General features: G+C 38.6%; 16 protein-coding genes and 1 pseudogene. 2 read left to right on the top strand and 15 right to left on the bottom strand.

The window, feature by feature from the left end; genetic code table 11:
* Window positions 1-83: 83 nt before the first annotated feature.
* The 6 genes and pseudogenes from LJE12_RS17070 to LJE12_RS17095 form a co-directional block, all read right to left on the bottom strand.
* Window positions 84-257: pseudogene (locus tag LJE12_RS17070) on the bottom strand (AAA family ATPase); the annotation flags it as partial.
* Window positions 258-440: 183 nt separating this feature from the next.
* Window positions 441-1,772, bottom strand: a complete 1,332-nt coding sequence (locus LJE12_RS17075; RefSeq protein ID WP_195481399.1) for an ATP-binding protein — start codon at window positions 1,770-1,772, stop codon at window positions 441-443.
* 289 nt (window positions 1,773-2,061) lie between these two features.
* Window positions 2,062-2,877, bottom strand: a complete 816-nt coding sequence (locus LJE12_RS17080) for an MBL fold metallo-hydrolase (RefSeq protein ID WP_118247770.1) — start codon at window positions 2,875-2,877, stop codon at window positions 2,062-2,064.
* A 56-nt stretch (window positions 2,878-2,933) separates the two neighbouring features.
* A complete protein-coding gene (locus LJE12_RS17085) occupies window positions 2,934-3,761 on the bottom strand; it encodes a carbohydrate ABC transporter permease (protein WP_118247769.1) in 828 nt (275 codons plus the stop codon).
* Window positions 3,761-4,624 carry a carbohydrate ABC transporter permease gene (locus LJE12_RS17090; RefSeq protein ID WP_119246025.1) on the bottom strand — a complete coding sequence of 288 codons (864 nt, stop codon included), beginning with the start codon at window positions 4,622-4,624 and terminating at the stop codon, window positions 3,761-3,763. Before LJE12_RS17090 ends, LJE12_RS17085 begins: the two co-directional genes overlap by 1 nt.
* 58 nt (window positions 4,625-4,682) lie before the next feature.
* Complete coding sequence (locus tag LJE12_RS17095; protein WP_119246024.1) at window positions 4,683-6,014, bottom strand: ABC transporter substrate-binding protein; 1,332 nt, start codon at window positions 6,012-6,014, stop codon at window positions 4,683-4,685.
* Window positions 6,015-6,188: 174 nt separating this feature from the next.
* On the opposite strand from LJE12_RS17095, the gene LJE12_RS17100 reads away from it, so the two are divergent.
* Window positions 6,189-7,946 (top strand): sensor histidine kinase, encoded by a 1,758-nt coding sequence (locus LJE12_RS17100; RefSeq protein WP_119246023.1) that lies wholly within the window; start codon window positions 6,189-6,191, stop codon window positions 7,944-7,946.
* On the top strand, window positions 7,943-9,532 hold the full coding sequence (locus LJE12_RS17105; protein ID WP_173679180.1) for a response regulator transcription factor: 1,590 nt from the start codon (window positions 7,943-7,945) through the stop codon (window positions 9,530-9,532). Before LJE12_RS17100 ends, LJE12_RS17105 begins: the two co-directional genes overlap by 4 nt.
* Window positions 9,533-9,661: 129 nt before the next feature.
* Here LJE12_RS17105 and LJE12_RS17110 read toward each other — a convergent pair whose 3' ends face one another.
* The 9 genes from LJE12_RS17110 to LJE12_RS17150 form a co-directional block, all read right to left on the bottom strand.
* Window positions 9,662-12,808 (bottom strand): ATP-binding protein, encoded by a 3,147-nt coding sequence (locus tag LJE12_RS17110; RefSeq protein ID WP_227227001.1) that lies wholly within the window; start codon window positions 12,806-12,808, stop codon window positions 9,662-9,664.
* A 326-nt stretch (window positions 12,809-13,134) separates the two neighbouring features.
* Window positions 13,135-13,962: a carbohydrate ABC transporter permease gene (locus tag LJE12_RS17115; protein WP_022380181.1), complete on the bottom strand. Its 828-nt coding sequence runs from the start codon at window positions 13,960-13,962 to the stop codon at window positions 13,135-13,137.
* The gene (locus LJE12_RS17120) at window positions 13,955-14,854 is read right to left on the bottom strand and encodes a carbohydrate ABC transporter permease (protein ID WP_020993240.1); all 900 of its coding nucleotides are present in this window, start codon (window positions 14,852-14,854) and stop codon (window positions 13,955-13,957) included. Before LJE12_RS17120 ends, LJE12_RS17115 begins: the two co-directional genes overlap by 8 nt.
* Window positions 14,855-15,051: 197 nt before the next feature.
* Window positions 15,052-16,341, bottom strand: a complete 1,290-nt coding sequence (locus LJE12_RS17125; protein ID WP_008705435.1) for an ABC transporter substrate-binding protein — start codon at window positions 16,339-16,341, stop codon at window positions 15,052-15,054.
* Between the two features lie 327 nt (window positions 16,342-16,668).
* Window positions 16,669-17,178 (bottom strand): hypothetical protein, encoded by a 510-nt coding sequence (locus tag LJE12_RS17130; protein WP_226840139.1) that lies wholly within the window; start codon window positions 17,176-17,178, stop codon window positions 16,669-16,671.
* A 7-nt stretch (window positions 17,179-17,185) separates the two neighbouring features.
* A complete protein-coding gene (locus LJE12_RS17135) occupies window positions 17,186-18,124 on the bottom strand; it encodes a helix-turn-helix transcriptional regulator (RefSeq protein WP_055152222.1) in 939 nt (312 codons plus the stop codon).
* 242 nt (window positions 18,125-18,366) lie between these two features.
* Complete coding sequence (locus LJE12_RS17140) at window positions 18,367-19,278, bottom strand: 4Fe-4S binding protein (protein WP_022380178.1); 912 nt, start codon at window positions 19,276-19,278, stop codon at window positions 18,367-18,369.
* Window positions 19,279-19,443 carry a CD1871A family CXXC motif-containing protein gene (locus LJE12_RS17145; RefSeq protein ID WP_044996303.1) on the bottom strand — a complete coding sequence of 55 codons (165 nt, stop codon included), beginning with the start codon at window positions 19,441-19,443 and terminating at the stop codon, window positions 19,279-19,281.
* Window positions 19,444-19,446: 3 nt separating this feature from the next.
* Entirely contained in the window at window positions 19,447-20,649 is a 1,203-nt protein-coding gene (locus tag LJE12_RS17150) for a TlpA family protein disulfide reductase (RefSeq protein WP_025577995.1), read from the bottom strand.
* Window positions 20,650-21,049: the final 400 nt, after the last annotated feature.

Here is a 21,049-nt window from a genome sequence, read left to right on the forward strand (position 1 = left end):
CTGTAAAGTTTTTTAACTTTCTTCAATTTTAGTATTGACTTTTTATTTGCAGGCTGAAGTAACGAGAATGCGACGCGCAGTTATTCAAAATTAATAGAAATAATCTGTTCTTCCTCAATCCCATGCTCTTTTAAATAATTGCGATAAATTTCCAGAAGCATAGATTTTCCACAACGTCGTACACCTGTAACAATTTTAATCAACTGCTTATCTTTCCAGGCTATCAGTTTTTCTAAATATTCTTTTCTTTCTATAATCATAATAATGCTCCCTTCTTTTTTACTAATTATATTCCAAAATAGATACAAAAATAAATAGTTTTAGGATTTCAATCCAAAAACTATTTATTTTTATATTTTTATCGGAGCAAGAGTCAACTTACTATCTGTTTCTGCGTGAATCAATATTTTTTTACTGTATTATTCTCCTCCACATAGCTATCATTTTCCCCTGAGATATCGTTTTAATAAGAACGTACAGAAATATGGAAATGTATAAATCCCGTCTTCTATTCCAACATTACTGTCTGCAAGTTTTATTCCCCAATGAATATCTCCATAAGAATCACCGGATATCAATTGCCTCAATGACTTAGACCGGTTCCTGTTCGCCTTCACTTCTACCGGAACCAACTCATCCTTTGTTCTTACAAAAAAATCTTCTTCCAAGGTAGCATTTTCTTTTTTATAGTAATATAGTCCAAGCCCCTGTTTCACAAACGCCTCTGCTACAAAATTTTCATATAAAGCACCTTTGTATACTCCAAGATTTTTATTCGCCCGAAGGTCTTCTTGTGCTTCCTCATCTAATGAAGCAATCAGCAATCCTGTATCTGGATAATAGATTTTGAATTTTGAGTCATCATGATTTCCCTTTAATGGGAGCTCCGGATACTGCAGACAATAGCATACAGAAATCACACCTGCATCTTCGAGCCAGGTTATACATCCCATATATTCTCGACTTCTGGCTTTTTTATCTATTTTACTTAATTGAAATTTTTTATTTTCTTTTGCAAGCTGTACAGGTACGTTCCGATAGACGCTTACAATTTTAGTCTGATCCAGACCTTCAGCGTATTTTCTGATATCCTCTTCATAATCCATCTGGATCTGTCTCTGGATTTCCAGAGTATCTGTAAAAAGATTCCTTTCAATATATACTTTTACTACTGCAGGCATACCGCCAAGTACACAATATTCCAAAAACAATTTTTTATAGACTGATAATTCGGTTTCTGAAAATGGAGTTCCTGTCTGCATATGTTTCAGGATATCTTCAATGTGCTTCTCTGAGTATCCTTTCGCCCACAGAAATTCTTCAAAATCCATCGAAAACATTTCATAATCTGTTTTATATCCCACACTGTTACTATGAATTTTTCTGTAATTGATTCCAAGCAAAGAACCACTGCATATGACATCAAATCTTCCGTCTATACTAAATGACTTCAGAGCAGTTGCAATATCCGGAAACTCCTGTAATTCATCAAAAATAATCACAGTGTCACCTACTATAAATCTTTTTGATGTATCTATCATAGAAATATTTTTTATAATATCTTCAACAGCATATCCGTCACTTAATATTGTTTTATATTTAGGTTCCAGAACAAAATTAATACTCACAATATTACTGTAATTTTGTTCTGTAAAATGATTAATAGATTCCGTTTTTCCAATCTGCCTTGCACCTTTTATAATTAACGGAAGTCTTTCTTCATTTTTTTTCCACTCTAACAGATACTCATCTATCTTTCTTTTTAAATACATAGAACCGCCTCCTTCTTCAAAGCTATCACGTTTTATGAGGATTTGTCAATTTATTTTTCACGTTTTATGAGCCTTTATTCATAATATTTTCACGTTTTTAACTCAATTTCTCATCTTCGCACTACATCATAGACATTCCATCTCCACATACAGAAAAATGTCCCAGGTTAGCTACCAAGGACATTTTTCGTGTTTTTATACTTACAATATACAATTTTTTAGTCATACCGTTAGAGTTCACTTGAAACAATACTATTAACTCACCTCACGTAATAGCTTCAAATTCTCTTTATTTATCCTCTGAATGTAATGCTGCAAAATCTCCATTATAAAGTCGACTGTCTTTATACTTATAAAACGGTGCATGGAAAAAATGAACCTTTTCAACTTTTGCCTGTAATTCACCAGATAAAATCATTTCCCCACATGTCAGTGTTTCTTCTGCTTTTTCAATTGGAATCAGACAATGCCCACCGCCACAGATGTCAAATGAATCTTTTCTTGCAAAAATTCTTTTTCCAGCCTCATACCATTCCTTCAGTAAAGCCTCTCGATCCTTGGCCGGAGCACAGATCAGTTCCAAATCATTTACACTGTCACCGGAAAACAAAATTCTATCCTCTTCATCCAGAATACATACAGATCCAGCCGTATGTCCTGTCATCTCATATATAACTAGCTTTTTATCTCCAAGGTCAAAAATGTCCCCTTCTTTCATAAAACGAAACTCTGGTTTCTTATCATTTTTTAGTTCTTCCGCAATACTCAAGCTTCCAGGTGCAACAGCACCGGCACTTTCCATATTCTTTAAATATCTTTCTCGATCTTCTACCTTTATATTCAGCGCAGCCTGATAATCTCTTTCATTAATATAAGCCTCTATAAACTGACCACATCCGCCAGCATGGTCTACATGTCCATGAGTAATCAGCACAACATAGGGATTGTCTACCAAAGACTCTACCAGCCCCTTAAAATCACCGATTCCAGTTCCTGCATCAATTACTGCAGACATTTTACTACCCTTTACTACATACATGGCATTCAATCCACTCTCATCAACATGCCAAACACCTTTTTTTATTTCATTTACAGTCCAACACATATTTTCTATCTCCTTTTTCCGTATTAACCGTCACTATTCATCACAGCCAGTAAAACTTAACCTTTCACCGCTCCCTCAGTTACACCTTTAATAATGTGCTTCTGACAAAGAACATAAAAAATAATTACCGGAATAATTGCCATAACAAGCGCCGCAGAACCAAGATTCCATTTCTTTGTGTAAGCACCAAAGAACAGATAAGTCCGAAGAGGAAGAGTTTGCGTTCCACTTCGGTTGATTGTCAACGATGGGAGTAAATAATCATTCCAAAGAGACATAACATTCAAGATTGCAACGGTTACTGCAATTCCCTTAATCAGGGGCAACACAATTGTAAAGAATATTCTTGGCTGGCTGGCACCATCAATTGACGCAGCCTCTTCTAACTCTACCGGAACATTTTTCATAAATCCATGGAACAAAATGATCGACATAGAAGAACCAAATCCAAGATTTACAAGCATCAGTCCTGGCATATTAATCATATTTAATTTTCCCATTTCTGCCAGTAATGGAAGCATAACACACTGAAATGGAACAAGCACTGCAACAGAAAAAATGGTAAATATCAGTTTGCTTGTTTTTGTCTTATATCGTACCAGTACCCACGCTGCCATAGAACAGCAGATCACGTTTGCAACCGTTACCGTACAGGTTATGATCAGGGAATTTTTGATGGCATTCAGGTAATCCAGTTCTTTGAACGCTGAAATATAATTGTCCAAATTCAGTGTCTTAGGAAGCTGGAGAACACTAATATAAATTTCTTTTAAAGATTTAAATGAGTTAATAAACAATAATAAAATCGGGAAGATAAAAAATGCTGCCAGTATAATACAACACAAGATAATCACTGTTTTAGAGATTATTTTTTTCCTCTGCATTACATCTCCACCTCCTTAGATTTGGTAAACATCAGCTGGCTTACTGTAATAAGTGCAACTACAACAAGGAAGATAATTCCTTTTGCCTGTGCCATTCCATACATGTTTCTTGAAAATGCTGTATTACAAATATCCATAGTAAGCATTTCTGTAGATTTCGCCGGGCCACCTCCAGTTAAAGTCAGATTCTGGTCATACAGTTTAAAACAATTTGTAAGAGTAAGGAAAAGTCCAATAGTAAAAGCAGGCATCATCAATGGAAGCTTAATTTTCCAGAAACACTGAAAAGAACTTGCACCATCAATTCTCGCAGACTCCAATAGATTTTCCGGAATATTCTGTATCTGTGCAATGTAGATCAGCATCATATATCCACTCATCTGCCATACAACAAGAATAACCAAACCCCAAAAACCTGTAGACTTAGTAGAAAGCCAATCACAAAGCCAGTTAATTCCAAGAAGCTCTCCAACACTGTCAAATACATCACAAAAAATAAACTGCCATGCAAATCCTACCAGCACACCACCTACCAGATTAGGCATAAAGAAAATACTTCTAAATAAATTTTTTCCCTTTATATTCTGAGTTACCAACATAGCAGTTGCAAATGCAACCGCATTTACCGCTATCACTGTTATAATTACAAATTTAAAAGTAAAAACAAAAGCATTTTGAAAGTAAATATCATGAAATGCACTGATGTAATTGTCCAGGAAAACAAAATCACAATTTGAATGGAGTCCGTCCCAGTCTGTAAAAGAATAATAAATACCTGTTATTGTAGGAATTACAACAGCAATACAAAAAGTAATCAAACAGGGAGCAAGAAAAAGCCAGAATATTTTTTTCGATTTACGCATATCGTTTCCTCCATAAAAGGACAGCCAGAGTGTTTTCCGGCTGTCCTGAAATTTTTCTTTATCTCATTTCTGCCCAGTTTGCTTTTGCTTCTTCAACAACAGCATCCCACTCTTTTTCTCCGGCAATATAGCTCTGGATTCCAGCGCCTAATAAATCAGACCAACCATCTGGATAACCACCAAATACTAATGAGAAAGTATTTCCTTCTTTTGCATATGGTTCACATGCAAGACTGATTACGTTTTCAGATGGAAAATCTGCAAAATTATCAAATGGAAGACTGATATTAGAAGTAATTAATGCTTTTCCTTCATCAGACATAAGCAGCCAATTTACAAAATCTTTTGCAGCAGCTTTTTTTGCATCATCTGAATTCTTGTTGACAACAAAATAGGAAGCAATACCATAACAGATATTATCTTCGTCCACTCCCTTTAAAGGCATTGGAAGAACGCCAATGTTCTCACGAAGTTCCGGATCAATTTCATCGATTACAGGAGCAACCCACTGCCCCATCTGAATAACAGCTGTTTTTCCAATACAGAAGGAACCGCCCATTGCACTATCATAATCAACTCCAACCAATGCTTCTGGTTTGTCTGCATCAGGAGAATATTTTACCATCAGATCAATATAGTCCTTTAATGCATCTGCATATTTAAAATCAAGAGACTTCGCTTTATAAGTTTCAAATGCAGTTCCAAACTCTGCCTGAATTGCCGGATTTGCACCATGATTTGCAAGTACCCATGATTCTGCCGCCGGAAGTGAAACAACTGCTTCAAGATCTGGGAACTGATCTGCAAGTTCTCCTGCATCAATAGCATCCTGAACTTTGCCAAAAGCTGCATCAATATCATCGTAACTCTTTAATGTAGAACCATCAATGCCACAAGCCTCAAAAACAGCTTTGTTATACAGCAGACCATAGCACACTACACCTGATGGTGCACCAACTATTGCATCCCCAACTTTACAGTCACTGACATTGTTTTCATATATATGCTCCACCCATGGCTGGTCACTAAGATCTTCAATCATATCGCCAAATGTATCAAAATCTGATGCACCTTCCATAACCACAAGATCCGGTGCCTGACCACTTGAAATTTCAGCCTTTAATGTAGAACGCCAGTCTGTACCGCCGCCAACAAGTTCAAGATTAATTTTCACGTTCGGATGAACTTCATTGTAAGCAGCGATTTCCTTCTCATACAGTTCTTTTCCTTCTACAGAATAATTATAATATGTAATCTCGGCATCCTCAAGCTCTTGATATTCATAATCTCCGGATGACTTTCCTTCTGCGTACACTGCAGATACATTTCCGGCAAATAAACCTGCTGTTGTTGCCATTGCCAACAAGGTACTGATTACTCTCTTTCTCATAAATAAAAACCTCCTGTTCTTTGATGTCTTTATTATATTCTCATTTATAGTATTTTTCGATTCCAGAATAATGACATCCTATACCAAATTTTTTACCACCTCTTTTTTTCCGAATCTCATATGTTATAATAAAAAAGCAGAATAATTTGATACATTTATAAGAAAGAGGTTTGTATGAAACAAAAAATAACTCGCCCCGTCAGTATTCGAATCAAATACACACGTTATGTGATTCCTATCTTACTAATCACATTTCTCTCCATCGGAGCAATTGATACCATATTTTATTTTCATTCTGTGAAGGAATCCTCCGAACATGAACAAACAGCCTACTCTAATACGGCGCTCACATCACTGGAATCCTATTTTTCTCAGTTTACCTCCGATTCCAGTATCTTTTTCTATAAAAATGCAACACAGAACAATCTTATAAATATAACACAGGATGATGGGCTGGAATTCCAACAACTTTTATTAAACGATGCTCCCTATTATCCTTCTTTAAGCATGAACTATTCAGATAATGTATTTTTTATCACTAACAACGGAAAGCTGATTTCAACAACCAACTACTCATCACAGCTGGTATCCGATCTTTCTCCCTCTTACATTACAGAGATTCTGAAAAAAGGTGATGATTTTCACGGATTACCTTTTCTCTTTGGGAGTACTGATGATTCAGATAAATTGTACATATGTAGAAATATTTATCAATGGACTGGAAAAACTGAAACTACAGGAAAGAATCGTCTTGGTACACTAATCGTAGAACCCAAGGCTACTGTTTTTGACAAAATCTTTTCCCTTAATAGTAACGTGTACCAATTTGTTTTAATTGATAATAATCATCATATTTTTAGAAATACTACTGAACTTTCAGAACAGAACATTTTTGAGCTCGTAGAAAATAAACGTCTGAATACACAGACGTATAAATATACAGCATCTTCTTTTTCCACCAGCATAAATAATCTGCAATTATTGCTGATAACTAATCAGTCATTAGTTTATAAAAATGCCCGGATGTTTGTAATCCTGTTGCTTTTCCCCTCTATTCTTGCTCTGATTGCAATCATCGGAGCAACACGCTTTATCTCCCGGAGCATAGCAGATGAATTTGACTATTTTATGGAAAAACTGAATAAAACAAAAGCGATCAATAATGATGCATTTATCCATATGGAGAGTTCCATTGAATTTTCCCAGTTATCCAATGTATACAATCAGACTCTTTCACGTATCCATGCATTATCTGAAAAGATCCATGAACAGGAAATTCTTACAAAAAACATTGAAATTGAGAGCCTCCAGGCACAGATCAATCCTCACTTTCTTTACAATACTTTAAATTGTATTTCCGGCCTGGTAGATATGGATAGAAAAGAAGAATGTCATCATGCTCTGACTGCACTTGCAGATATTGAACGCATGTCCCTGAAAGGCAAGCCATTCAGCACCATAGAAGAAGCTTTGTATTATGTAAAAGAATATACCTATATACAGAAGCTCCGTTTCGGAGATAATCTGTCCATTTTAATTGATATTCCCAAATCACTATACCATTACTATATTCCCAAACTGATCATCCAGCCTCTAATCGAAAATGCAGTGATCCACGGAACATCAAAAATCTCTGACAAAGGTATCATTGCCATTCTTGGAAGTACCAATGGTACCAACCTTCAGATTTGTGTAAAAGATAACGGTCCAGGTTTTTCCCGGGAATTTCTTGAAGATTTTTCCAAAAGTTTTCAGCAAAAGCCAGCCACCTCTTATGGCATTTACAATATTGATAAACGACTAAAGCTCTATTACGGCGAAGATCATGGACTGATCCTACAGAATAATGAAAACAGCGGAGCATGTATCATAGTCCGCCTTCCTTTGAAACTAGTAGAAAAACCAATTGAGAAAGCAGGAAATTTGAAATGAAAATATTACTTGTTGACGATGAATCAATTGCACTTCAGACCATGGAAAATATAATCCGGCAGTCTGACTTTAAATCCCATACCATCCTGACAGCTTCTAATGCAGCAGATGCCTGGACCATCATTCAGACAGAGAATCCAGATATTCTGTTTTCGGACATTCAAATGCCCTGTGAAAACGGAATTAGTCTTCTTCAGAAAATATCCGAATCACAGCTAAAACTGCTGGTCATCTTTGTCTCCGGATACTCTGAATTTTCTTATGCACAGGCAGCTTTGAAATATGATGCTTTTGATTACCTTCTCAAGCCACTGAACAGTGAGGTATTTCTTTCCTGTCTAAAGAAAGCCATAAATGCAATTCAGGAACAGGAAAATATGGAAAAGCAGAAAAAAATACTTTCCAAATTTTTTAAGGAAAATCAAAGTCTTTTGAAAAAACAGTTTATAGAAACTTTGCTGATTAATCCTGTTACCAGTTTTTCACCAGAACAACTCCGACAATGTCTCTCACTTGGTCTAAACCCGGATCTATTTTATTTAATTGGGGTTAAGTGTAACACTACGAACAGGATGAACATCCTCCAGAATCAGGAATACTATATTTCTTATTCTCTGTCTAAGAAGATCAATAAAGATTATGAGGGCATTGCATCCTGTTATATTGGAAACATTGTATATATTCTCATGCCTATTACATCTGCTGATCCTATTGCTGAAGCCAAAAGTCTGGCCCATTCACTTGTCTGCTATACCAGGGAAAAACTTTTTTCTTCTATCACAATCGGAATCAGTGAACTTGGCAATTCTATTCAACAGTTTCCAAAGCTCAATAAACAGATACAGTATTGCTTTTCCTATAAAGCTTCCGATATTGTTTCACTAGAAGACAGCATTTTATTTTTTGCAGAAATAAATGATTACAATTCCAGTATTATTGAGATTAACGAGATCATTTCCAATCTGATCAATGCCATTCAGACACGTAATCTTTGTGATGCGCTGGAAATCGGAGATGCTTTTTTTTCACTGATACAGAATGAAAATCTGCTCAATCAGCAGGATGCTATCAAACTAGTAGAATTAAACCTCCATATCCAGCTTAAAAATTTCCTGGATGACTCTAAAGATAGTAATTACCTTACTACTCCGATCACACGCTATTGTATGGAACAACCTTGCAGCGAACACAGCAGAACTGTTTTTTCCAACTGTATTAAAAACATCATCCAGGAGCTGTCCAGTGTCACCACACGAAACACAGGGATAATCGTTAATGCTGTTATAGAATACATACATAAAAACTACGAAAAACAAATTGGATTAAATGATGCCGCAGAATTTATAAACCGTAATAGCTCCTATATTTCCCGATTACTCAAGAAAGAACTTTCCATGGGCTTTTCACAACTTCTCACAGAACGCCGAATGGAAGCCGCTAAGGATCTTCTTGCCCATACTACCATGAAAGTATCTGATATTTCAGAAAAAGTAGGCTATACTTCTACCAAGTATTTTAACCAGGTTTTTTATGCTAATTTCCAGATGACGCCTACAGATTATCGTTTTATCATGAAACAGTTGTAACATTCTTTCAAAGACCGCCCACCAGAAATATATCCTAAGAGACTGTCTGACAAACAAAAGGTGCTGACCTGGTTCTGATTCCTACTGTCCCCCAGGTAGCACCTTTTAAAATGTTTAATGTTAATGTTTTTACTTTCCACAGCACTCCACAATGGTTTTCTCCACATCTTCTATCTGAAATGGTTTTGCCAGATGTGCGGTCATTCCGGCTGCGAGACATCTTTTTGCATCTTCCTCAAATGCATTTGCAGTCATTGCAATGATCGGAATTGTTTTTGCATCTGCCCTGTCCACGGCACGTATGGCTTTTGTTGCTGCAATACCATCCATAACAGGCATCATGACATCCATCAATATGGCATCAAAGGTTCCCGGAGGATTATTTTCGAAGTGCTCCACCGCCTGTCTGCCGTTTTTTGCAACTGTAACCTTCGCACCGTCATCTGTCAGCAGCATTTCTATGATTTCAGCATTAAGCTCATTATCCTCGGCTGCCAGCAGATGCAATCCACGAATATCATATTTCTCAGCAATTTCCTCATCCTTTTTCTGTTCCTGGGCAATCTCAAATGGAATGATAATGACAAACACAGATCCAACTCCCACCTGACTTGTCACTTCAATACTTCCATTCATCTGCTCAATCAAGCCTTTAGTGATCGCCATTCCCAGACCGGTTCCCTGATAAACACTCCGGGCATCTGTTTTTTCCTGTGAAAACGGATCAAAAATATGGCTCAGGAACTCCGGACTCATCCCTATACCTGTATCAGAAATCGTCCATCTGTATGTACAGATTCCATCATGTACATCTGCTGCCTCCATTACCGTAGTAATCTTTCCTCCCGGCCGGTTATACTTAATACAGTTTCCATAGATATTCAGAAAAATCTGACGAAGATGCAGTGAACTTCCATAGACATACGGATAAGGAATATCCTCCTTATTTTTCTCATAAATCCACTGAATATCCTCATCTGCTGCCCTGTGAGTGATAATGCTCTCAATCTCATAGACCAGATCTTTGAGACAGATATATTCATGTGTCAGAACAATATGACCTTCCTCTATTTTACTCATCTGCAGAACATCATTGATAAGGGAGAGCAGGTAATCCGCTGCTATCTTCATCTTTTTATGATTTTCCCGTATCAGTGCCTTATCCTCAAAATGAGTCTCGTCAATCTTTAACAGACCAATCATACCATTCAGAGGTGTCCTGATATCATGGCTCATTCGGCTGAGGAAATTCGTTTTTGCCCTGCTCTCGGCACGCATCTCATTGAATGCTGCCTGAAGGCGCGCCTGTTCCTGCTCATCCCGTTCATGTCTCTGTGTGGTATCCTGAAGCAGAATGATCGCATAGATCATAGGCACCTCAGCAAGAATTTCTGTATCAAACACCACCATCCTGGTCATAAGAACTGTTTTCTGTACCCAGCGGATACTTCCATCATCTTCGCGGGCACAATATTCCACAGACATATTGGTTTCTCCGTTCTCAAACCTCTTACGAAGCTTTTCGCAATTATCTGTCATACAGTAACCGGCAATTGTTTCCTGAGTAATTTTTTTCTCATATTCCCAGCAATAATCCTGATAAGAACATGGAAGCGGGTAGTCCATAAAAAGTTCCCGGCTCTTCTGTTCTTTTCCATTCAATACGATTCTTCTTTCCAGAACATCCTTTGTCAGATTTACTGTATAGATCACATCTGACAATTCCAGAAGCGCATCCACATAGCTGTCATTTTCCAGGATTGACTGTTTCAGTTGTTCATAATAGAGCTGAAGCTGCTCTTTTGCACCTGTCTGACCTTCAGAAGTCTTTCGGATGGTTTCAAATGCCAGAAGAAAATGATGCAGCTTTTTGTCCTCATCCCAGTCCACCGGAATCAGTGTCAGGCGGTTATATGCCCCCTGTTTTCCGATATTATACTCATATTCCAGCACGTCTTCCTTCGTATGCATCTTCTTTTGAAGCTCCGAAATCTGCAGCCCTTCGCGGATATCTGCCTGACAGGACTTTTCAATCTGTTCCTCTATGATCTGTTCCACAGCACCGGAATATGCACCATCAGAGGCCAGGAAAAAATTCTCACTGGAACGGATTGCTCGATAAGTATCCATCCTGGCATCACAGTACAGACAATCCGAGAAATTACTGCCATGCTGATTAAGCAGCTTTAACAGCTGATATCCCTGATGCTTTTCTGCAGCAGCTTCTTCCCTTTTTACATGATTCTTATTGATATACATGTTTTTGTCTGCGCAATTAAACAGTTCTCTCATTGTACTTCCGGGAAAATCGCCGGCCAGTGCAAAGCCTGCTGCATAGCTCAGGGGAGTATCCGGATACACTTTGGATTCCTCTCTCATATCTCTGCGCACCTTTTCAAGGCACTGTGTCATCTGTTCCCTGTCCAGTCCATGGGTAACTGCAAGAAACTCATCTCCACCTGCTCTTCCCACAAACTGCTCTGCCGGCATGGAAGCCCGCAGGCAGATGGCAAATCTACGGATATAGGCATCACCGGCTTCATGACCTCTGCTGTCATTAATACGCCGGAGATTATTAAGATCAAAACTGCAGACACCGGTATCTGCATCCGGTTCTTCCTCACTCAGTAATTCTTCACATTTATTTTTGTTCGGAAGTCCCGTCGCATCATCCAGATATACCTTTCGCTGCAGCAGGCGGTTCATTGCAGCATATTGTATTGCTTTGATGAATTCATATCCGATCAACAGCATCAGCACAACAATATCTGCTGTGATATATTTCTCAAGCAATGATAAGGATGTGGCTTTTTTCTGCGAATATTTTTCAGCCAGGCCTGTTGCTTCATCGCAGATCACAAAAAACTCCTCACTTTCCGGAATAATATCTGTGTTTCTGGCTCCTTTGAACCTCACAAGATAAATTTTCTTATACAGGTCAGAGAATTTATCATCCAGTTCCTGCATTTTATTCTGAAAATCAACATCATTGAGACGTACAAGATTTAATTCATCATTTCCATTTCGCAAACCGTCAATAAAAGTTCTTATATCATGGATCATCTCATTTTCCTGCTGCATGGAAAGCTCCAGTTTTATGAGTCTCTGTGTCTCTCCCCTGACTAAACCGGTATAATTTACAATACGGGCCGTTCCCTGAATATCTGAGACAATTCCCATCATTATGATAATAAGGATAGCCATAATAACTGCCAGAACACCAATACTGACCTGAATAATACTTGATTTCTTTTTCTTATTCTTTACTTCGGACATGGCCCTCCCCCTTTTGTTTTATTTTGGAAAAATACTTTCCGCATTCTAACTATTTTACCGTACTTTTTCCGTTATGCCTACCACAAATTTATTAATACTATATCGATTCCATAAAATAATGCTACCTTTTCGGAACCATATGGTTCTGTATAGTTGCAGTAATGCATATTAATTAAGAGGCTTGCTATAAATTTCCAAACAGGCATCAAAAACACCCGGCAAAATTACTTTTCATAATCTGCCGGGTGTTCTCTTTCGCCCTCTCTGTATAGATTATTGATAATGTCTTCCAGACGGTCGAAGTTATATTTTTCTTTTTCAGTTTTTTATTTGACTGCTCCGGTAATACCTTCTGCAAACTGTTTCTGTAATACAAAGAATACGATCATTGTAGGAATAGAACAGAACAATACACCGCACATCAGCATACCATAATCTGTCACATAACCTGTGATCAGGTTGGCGATCAGCATTGGCATGGTCATTGCCTTGTTGTCTGTCATGATTACCTTTGGCCACAGATAAGAGTTCCATGCATTCATAAAGGTAATAACAGCAGCCGCTGCATATGTAGATTTCATTGTAGGAATGAACATCTGGAAGAAAATCCTTACTTCATTGAGTCCGTCAATACGTGCAGCTTCAATAATATCAACCGGGAATGATCTGGCATTCTGACGGAACATCATGATCATAAACGGCGTGGAAATAATCGGAAGGATAAAACCTACTGCTGTATTCAAAAGTCCTGCCTTGGAGAACATTTTGAATAACGGAACCATAGTTGCAACCTGCGGAACCATCATAGCCAGAAGCAGGATTGAAAATACTCTGTCTTTCCACTTATCATGGTAAACTTCAAATCCGTAACCTGCGATAGAGCAGATCAGAAGACAGATCACTGTAGTAAGGATTGCATAAAAGAAGGAGTTTCCAAGTGCTCTCCACAGTGGCTGCTGGGATGTAAGATTACGGAAGTTTTCCATAAAATGGCTTCCCGGAATAATTCGTCCACGTGATACATCTGTGGATGTATTAGTTGCAGCTGAAATCATCCAGTATAACGGGAATACTGAAATAAATGACACGATGATCAGAAAAATATAGGTTGGAATCAATCTTCTCTGAATGGCTGATTTGTTTTTCTTAGTCACGTGTATCACCTACTTTCAAATTAATAAATGCAAGTACAGCTACCATAATGAATATGATAAATGACATTGCTGCTGCATATCCAAAGTTTGGTACGTTAATAAAACATGTATTGTAAATATAGTGGGACATTGTGATTGTTGAGTTTGCCGGTCCACCCTTTGTCAGGTTGACAGACTCATCGAACAGCTGCAGTGTACCATTAATTGACATGATAAATGTCATGATAATTGTCGGTTTCAGAAGCGGAACAGTAATCTTCCAGAAAGTCTTCCAGCCATTGGCGCCATCAATCTTTGCTGCTTCATATACAGAATATTCAATATTCTGAAGTCCTGCCAGATAGAATACCATATTATATCCTGTCCATCTCCAGATCAGCGCAAGGATAATTACAATCTTGGCACTGGCGGAATTCCCCAGGAAATTATAGCCGGTAGATAAGATTCCAAGTTTGATCAGAATACTGTTGATCAGACCATCTGTAGCAAACATGGAACGGAAGATCAATGAATAGGATACCAGGGATGTCGCACATGGAAGAAATACACAAGTACGGAAAAATCCCTTAAATTTCAAATCTTTGTTATTCAGAAGCTGTGCCAGAAGAATTGCCAGTATCAGCATGATCGGCACCTGAATGATCAGATACAGGAATGTATTTGCAATAGACTGCTGAAATACCTTGTCTGCCAGAATACGTTTATAGTTGCTGAAGATCGGATCTGCAAATCTCATATTTGCTCCGGCTCCGGTCTGCAGGGAAATGATAAATGCACGTATCATTGGATAAAAGCTCATGATCGCGATCATGATAGTTGCAGGAGCCAGGAACGTCCATCCTGCTGCCCTCTGCTTGCCAAGCAGAGACATACCTTTTTTCTTAGAATTCACGTGAACTCCTCCTTTCAAAAAACTCTGTAACTGTTCAGCATTTTGCCGGACAATTACCAACTCTTTGCAGTAAGATGGGGGACTGCTGGCAGTCCCCCGCACTTACCTGTTTTCATTCACTTAATCACTGTCTACAGATTGCTTCACAGTTTCACTGTTCCCGCAATCCTGACATCATCTGATCCTGCGATCAGAATTTATTCAGTCATCTTGAATGCCAGAGTATCCTGAGCTTCCTGAAGGGCATCTTCTACAGGTGTGCCGTTTACGATATTTACAACTGCTGTGTTGACGCATTCTCTTGATTCATAATGATACGGTGTTTTTGTGAACTCCGGAATATGAGAAGAGTATTCTACAATTGTGGAGAAGATTGGCTGTCCACCAAAGAATTCATTTGGCTCGTTGTAAACCTTAGATTCACCTGCCGGCAGATAACAGGAGATTGCACCTGCTTCCGGAAGGATTGTATCATAGAACTCTGTGCTGGAACCAAATGTACTTGCAAGGAAATCTTCTGCAAGTTCTACATTCTGGCAGTTGGATGTAACATACCAGGAAGATCCACCATTGTTTGCATAGTTTGTAGCTGTATCAACATCGTCTACTTTAGGCATTGTTGTGATCTGCCACAGACCCTTCTGATCTTCTGTAGACATCAGAGTAGCTGTGATCCAGTTACCATTTACAATACCTGCTGCCTCACCGCCTGTAATAGTAGCGATATATTCATCCCAGTTATTTACAAGTTTAACAACGTCATTCTTAACCAGATCTACATAAAGATTGATGCATTTCTCTGCAACTTCATTGCCTACGATGTAAGCTTCGCCATCTTCGTTTACGAAGTTAGCTCCGCAGGACTGCATCATCATCATCAGAGTATCGCCACCTGTAGCTTCACTTGTAAGAAGATATTTTCCGGTTTTTTCATGAACATCTTTACCGATTTCCATGAACTTGGACCATGTGATATCTGTCAGATCATCAATAGTATATCCTGCCTCGTCAAGGATATCTGTACGATAGCATGCAATAACAGCACCATTATCAAACGGAACACCATAGTGTGTATCATCTACCATGGAATAGGACTGTTTCAGTTTACCAAAATCATCCCAGTTAATGTTGATATCTTTCAGATCTGTGAATGCATCCGGATAGCTCTTCAGATATTTCTGATAGCTGTTGTCCTGCATAAGAACGATATCAGGAAGTGTGCTGTAATCGCCTGCATTTGCTGCTGTTGTCAGTTTAGTCTGGCAGTCATCAGAAGATGTCTCTACGATATCTACAGAAAATCCCTCATGATCTTTTGCATACTGATCTGCTGCGATCTGCATGGATTTGATGTTAAAGTTCTGATCCCACGCCCATACAGTTAACTTGTTGTCATCATCAGATTTCGCAAAAACAGCTGTAGCTGATCCTGCAAAGGATGCTACCATAGCACCGGTCATTAATACTGCGAGTAATTTTTTTCTCATATTTATATCCTCCTTTATTAAGCTTATTCTTTCTTCCGAATCGCTTGTAAGTTGATTATAGCATCCGATTTTCAGGTATAGTTTGCATAACCGCACACATAATGTGCAATTTCGACCATTTTATGTATTTTGCACTATTAAAAATATTTAAAAATATATTTTTTGTTCACTTTCTCATTTACTATGTTTTTACTATGTAATTTTAATAACAAAGGCCACTTTCATGGACAAAAAAATATATATTTTTGTCTTTAAAAATGACCTTTGTTATTATTTCATAAATTTTCCGTTCAATTTTTGTACATATTTTACAGTTTTTAATTCATTTTATGCAAAATAGACTTTTTCAGGATATTGTGTTTTCATCGCATGAAGCAGTTCCTCATTAAGATCAAGAAGCAGTTTTATTTTGTGCCCGTCTTCCCGGATGATCATTGTATAATAAGGAGTATCTTCATCATAAGAGGTATAATCGTATTTTTTCAGCTTCTCCGTTCCACCATTCTTTTTGTACCTTGCAACACTTTCATGCCAGTGCGGTGCCACTGTCTCCAGATTACTCAGTTCCAGTATATGAGCTGTTTTGCGATACTTCTTGCCATAGATCACATCTATTTCAAACTGACCGTTTTCCATCATGTATTCATAATCCTTCTGACTGAATATATCAAAGACAAAATACAGCCCTGCAAGCAGAAATCCCGGAAGCATAAATGCCTGGGAAATCGTGATTCCCATAACCACAAAAAGCACTGCAAAAATAATCATTACCACACGCAGGACTCCGGACATACTCTTTTTCTTTCTTGATACCTGCTCCACAATCTTATAGTTCATAACTTTTTTACCATCCTTCCTCTGAATGAATATAGAAATCCAAAAGCTGCTGTTCATAATTCTCCGGCCGCTTTCTCCATTCAACCGGAGTCACTCCCATTATCTGTCTGAAGTTCCTGTTAAACGTTGAATTGGTCGTGAAACCACATTTGTGCGCAATATCTGCCACCGGTGTATCTGTTTTCTGCAGAAATTCACAGGCAGTATGAATCCGCACAGAATTAATATACTCCAGAGGACTTACCTTCATATGCGATGTAAACACTCTTCTGAAATGAGTTTCACTGATATGGCAGATCTTCGCCAGATCCTCTATCCGGATATCCTCCATATAGTGATAAGAAACAAAATCCAGTACGCGGGTGATCATATTTGTAAGTTTCCCTGTTTCCTCTTCCACCCTGTCTTCCGGTGAAGCCCGGTTCAGTCTGGCAATTTCTACTAGTAATGCCGCAAGAACTCCACTGGATTCTTCAATATAAAATTCTTCTCCCTCACGCATGATATTCATGATCTTAAGAATTTTTGCAGCTATAGAGGGGGACTCATTCTCTTTCAGAAATAAAGCCTTAGAATATATTCTCTGAATCATTTTTTCAGCCTTTACCGGATTGTTCAGAAATTTTTTCATAAAACCTTCCACATCTATGAAAAGATACTCCCATTTACTGACCGTACCCAGATCACTGTTAGTCGTATGAGCATAATTGGGTGGAATCACCGTAAATTCTCTTCCCGAAAACCGCATTTTAGCCTCACCAAACGCCATAACTCCATCCCCTTCGTAACAGAAACCAATCTCCAGATAATTATGAAAATGAAGATAATCCACATCATTTCCATAATTCTGAACCCACTTCTGTCCCAGAAGAGCCAGGATCGGACTTCCGGCAGGCATCTGATAATAACGGAATTCCATCTTCGGTTTTTTTCTCTTCTTTGCCATACAGTCACCTCATTTTCTGTTCTGTATTTTCATAATATGATTTTACCAGTTTTTTATATATTTTTCGATATTTTTGTACATTTTTCAATAAAAACATACAAAAATACCTGGCAGACTACTTTTTATAATCTGCCAGGTATCCCTTTTCCATATCTGTTGTTATCAATCATTTTATGGGCTGAATCTGAATAATTTTGACTGATAACAGTTCTATACATACCTCTGGTATCACTTTATTTTTTTCATGATTGTGATTTTCTTCTGATTCCACACTGGATTGCATTTGTCGGACAGGCTTTTCGGCATCTGCCACAGCGGATACATTCCGGACTGTTGGAGTTTTCCACAGGGTCTACTATCATCTGGCATGCTTTTGCACATTTTCCGCATTTTATACACTTATCTTTATCCACTCTGTATTTATACAGGGAAACAGGATTAAAGATGGAATAAAGTGCTCCCAAAGGACAGATATATTTGCAGAACGGACGGTAGATCAAAATGGAGAGAATAATCGTTATGATCAGGATCACATTCTTCCATATGTACAGCCAGCCCAGTGCACTGCGCATGGATTTATTCAGAAGTACCAGTGGCAGTCCGCCCTCCAGTGTTCCTGCCGGGCAGATTAGTTTGCAGAAATAGGGTGCCCCCTGTCCCATAATATCCACCAGAAACAATGGAAGCAGAATTACAAATACTGCGAAAATCACATATTTCAGCTTACGAAGCAGCTTGTCGCCTTTGAATGTGCGGATTTTCTTAGGAAATGGAATCTTATTCAGCAGATCCTGAATCAGTCCGAAGGGACAGAGAAAACCGCAGATCAGCCTTCCCACCATAGCTCCGATGAAGATAAGAAATCCCACCACATAATAAGCCATCTTGAAATTCCAACTCCCTATCACAGCCTGAAGAGAACCGATAGGACAGGCGCCAACAGCACCGGGGCAGGAATAGCAGTTCAGGCCCGGAACACAGGCATTTTTCAATTTGCCTGTGTAAATTTTGCCTGTGACAAAGCCGGTAACATGACTGTTTGTAATGAACGCCCACAGTGCCTGGATTCCGTGGCGGGGCCACTCATTGATCTTCATATTTTTTGTGTTTTGTTTCTTATTACTTTTGTTATCGCTGTTCTTTTTGTTACTCATTTATCCTATTCCTACACATTCCATACAGATATTAATGGCTTTTGTAAACACCACTGCCAGCTCTCCGCGGGAAATCCCATATCCCATAAAGCAGACTCCTACAAGCATAAGAATCAACGCCGGCCATTTACTGTTCCATATTTTGCTGGTTTTCAATTCATCCATTTTTTATTTTCCCTCTGTTACATTCTCCAGCTCTTTTTCCACGATCTCTTTCCACTCGTCCAGACTGTGGCTTCCGGAGTAAGTTTCGCCTACAATATTTCCGTTCTTATCAACAAAGAAAGTTTCCGGGAAAGCGGAGATTCCATTAAGACGTCCGTTCATCATTCCGGAATCCGGGATCAGGAATGGATAGGATGCCTTTGTTTTCTTCTGAAGTACCTGAGCCTTTTTCACTGCTTCCTGATCCTGCTTTCCACCACTGCCTACTGTATCCAGTGTCACGCCTACTACTCCCACACCTTTATCCTTCATCTCCTGATAAAGTTTCTCCAGATCAGGAATCTCATTGACACATGGAGAACACCAGGTGGTGAAAATATTTACCATAGTCAGATCATATTTGCTAAAGATATCCTGTGTGTAAGTTTTTCCATCAACTCCTGTTGTTTCAAATTTACCTACATTTGTTCCTTCAGTCGCCTCTGTACTGTCAGAAGTATCCTGTGGCTGGTCAAATGCAGAGAGCATCTGGAAAGGAGTCATTTCTGTAAGTGTTACCTCAATCCCCTCCACGTCCTTTAACAGATCTGCATCCGCATCCTTGTTTGTGCTGAGATAATATTTATATTTGCCATCACTGCTGGTGCCCAGTTCTTTATGCTCTGTACAGCCGGTAATCCTATCCAGATCTTTCTGGGATTCCTCATCATACATTCCGATCACACCTACTCTGCTGAGACTTTTCAGCCAATCGTCATATCCGGTGCCCATCTTATCCACCTCTGCATCCTTCTGCTCATCTGTCAGGGTGCACCAGCTTGCTGTAGCATATGTGACTGCATCTGCATTGTCATTCCATCTCTCATCTGTAAACATGGAAATGTTCTTCTTCTCCATCTGCTCTTTCAGATCTTTGGAAATCCCTAATTTCATTCCAAGGAATGGATATTCATAAGTATCCTGTGCCGGCTGAGCAATCTCTGACGGTTTGAAAGATCCTGCGATCAAGCCCTCGGAAGCTGCCACACTGCCATCTTCTGCTGCCTGAGCATCCTTTCCATCCATCTGAACCGCACCTGCACCGGCTTCCTCTGCAGGCACTGAAAGAGTTTCCTCTGCATGTGCAGTTACAATACCTCCCATAGATGTCACACTTAATACACCTGCTGCAAAAATCGCCATTAATCTCATTCTTCTGTTTTTCATTATAAGTAAGCTCCCTTCATTTTTTACTGTTATGATTTTTATATTACTTTTAAGCCAAGCCGATAAAAACATACACTTCTCTACCTGCTCCTAACCAAATAACTGCTTCACAGTTTAATTGGTTAATTCCTTATGTCTGTCCGCAGATTTGGATTTTGTCCCCGCATAACAGGCATCGTTTTATTGATATGCACACATTATAGCATCTGAGAAATAAAATCTGTGTTAAGAAAATAACTTTTTTCAAAATTTTATTTCATGGCCAGTCACAGACAAATCTGAAACTTGGTGACATGCTCTCGCCACTTAAATCTTACAGATTTTGAAGTGGGAGCTTCCTGCTCAATTGCCCTTCAGGGCAAAGCTAAAACAGGCTATCCCCGCGTGTCCCGCGGTTCTT

It is taken from the genome of Blautia sp. DFI.6.71 (assembly GCF_020593585.1).
Lineage (GTDB): Bacteria > Bacillota > Clostridia > Lachnospirales > Lachnospiraceae > Blautia_A > Blautia_A wexlerae.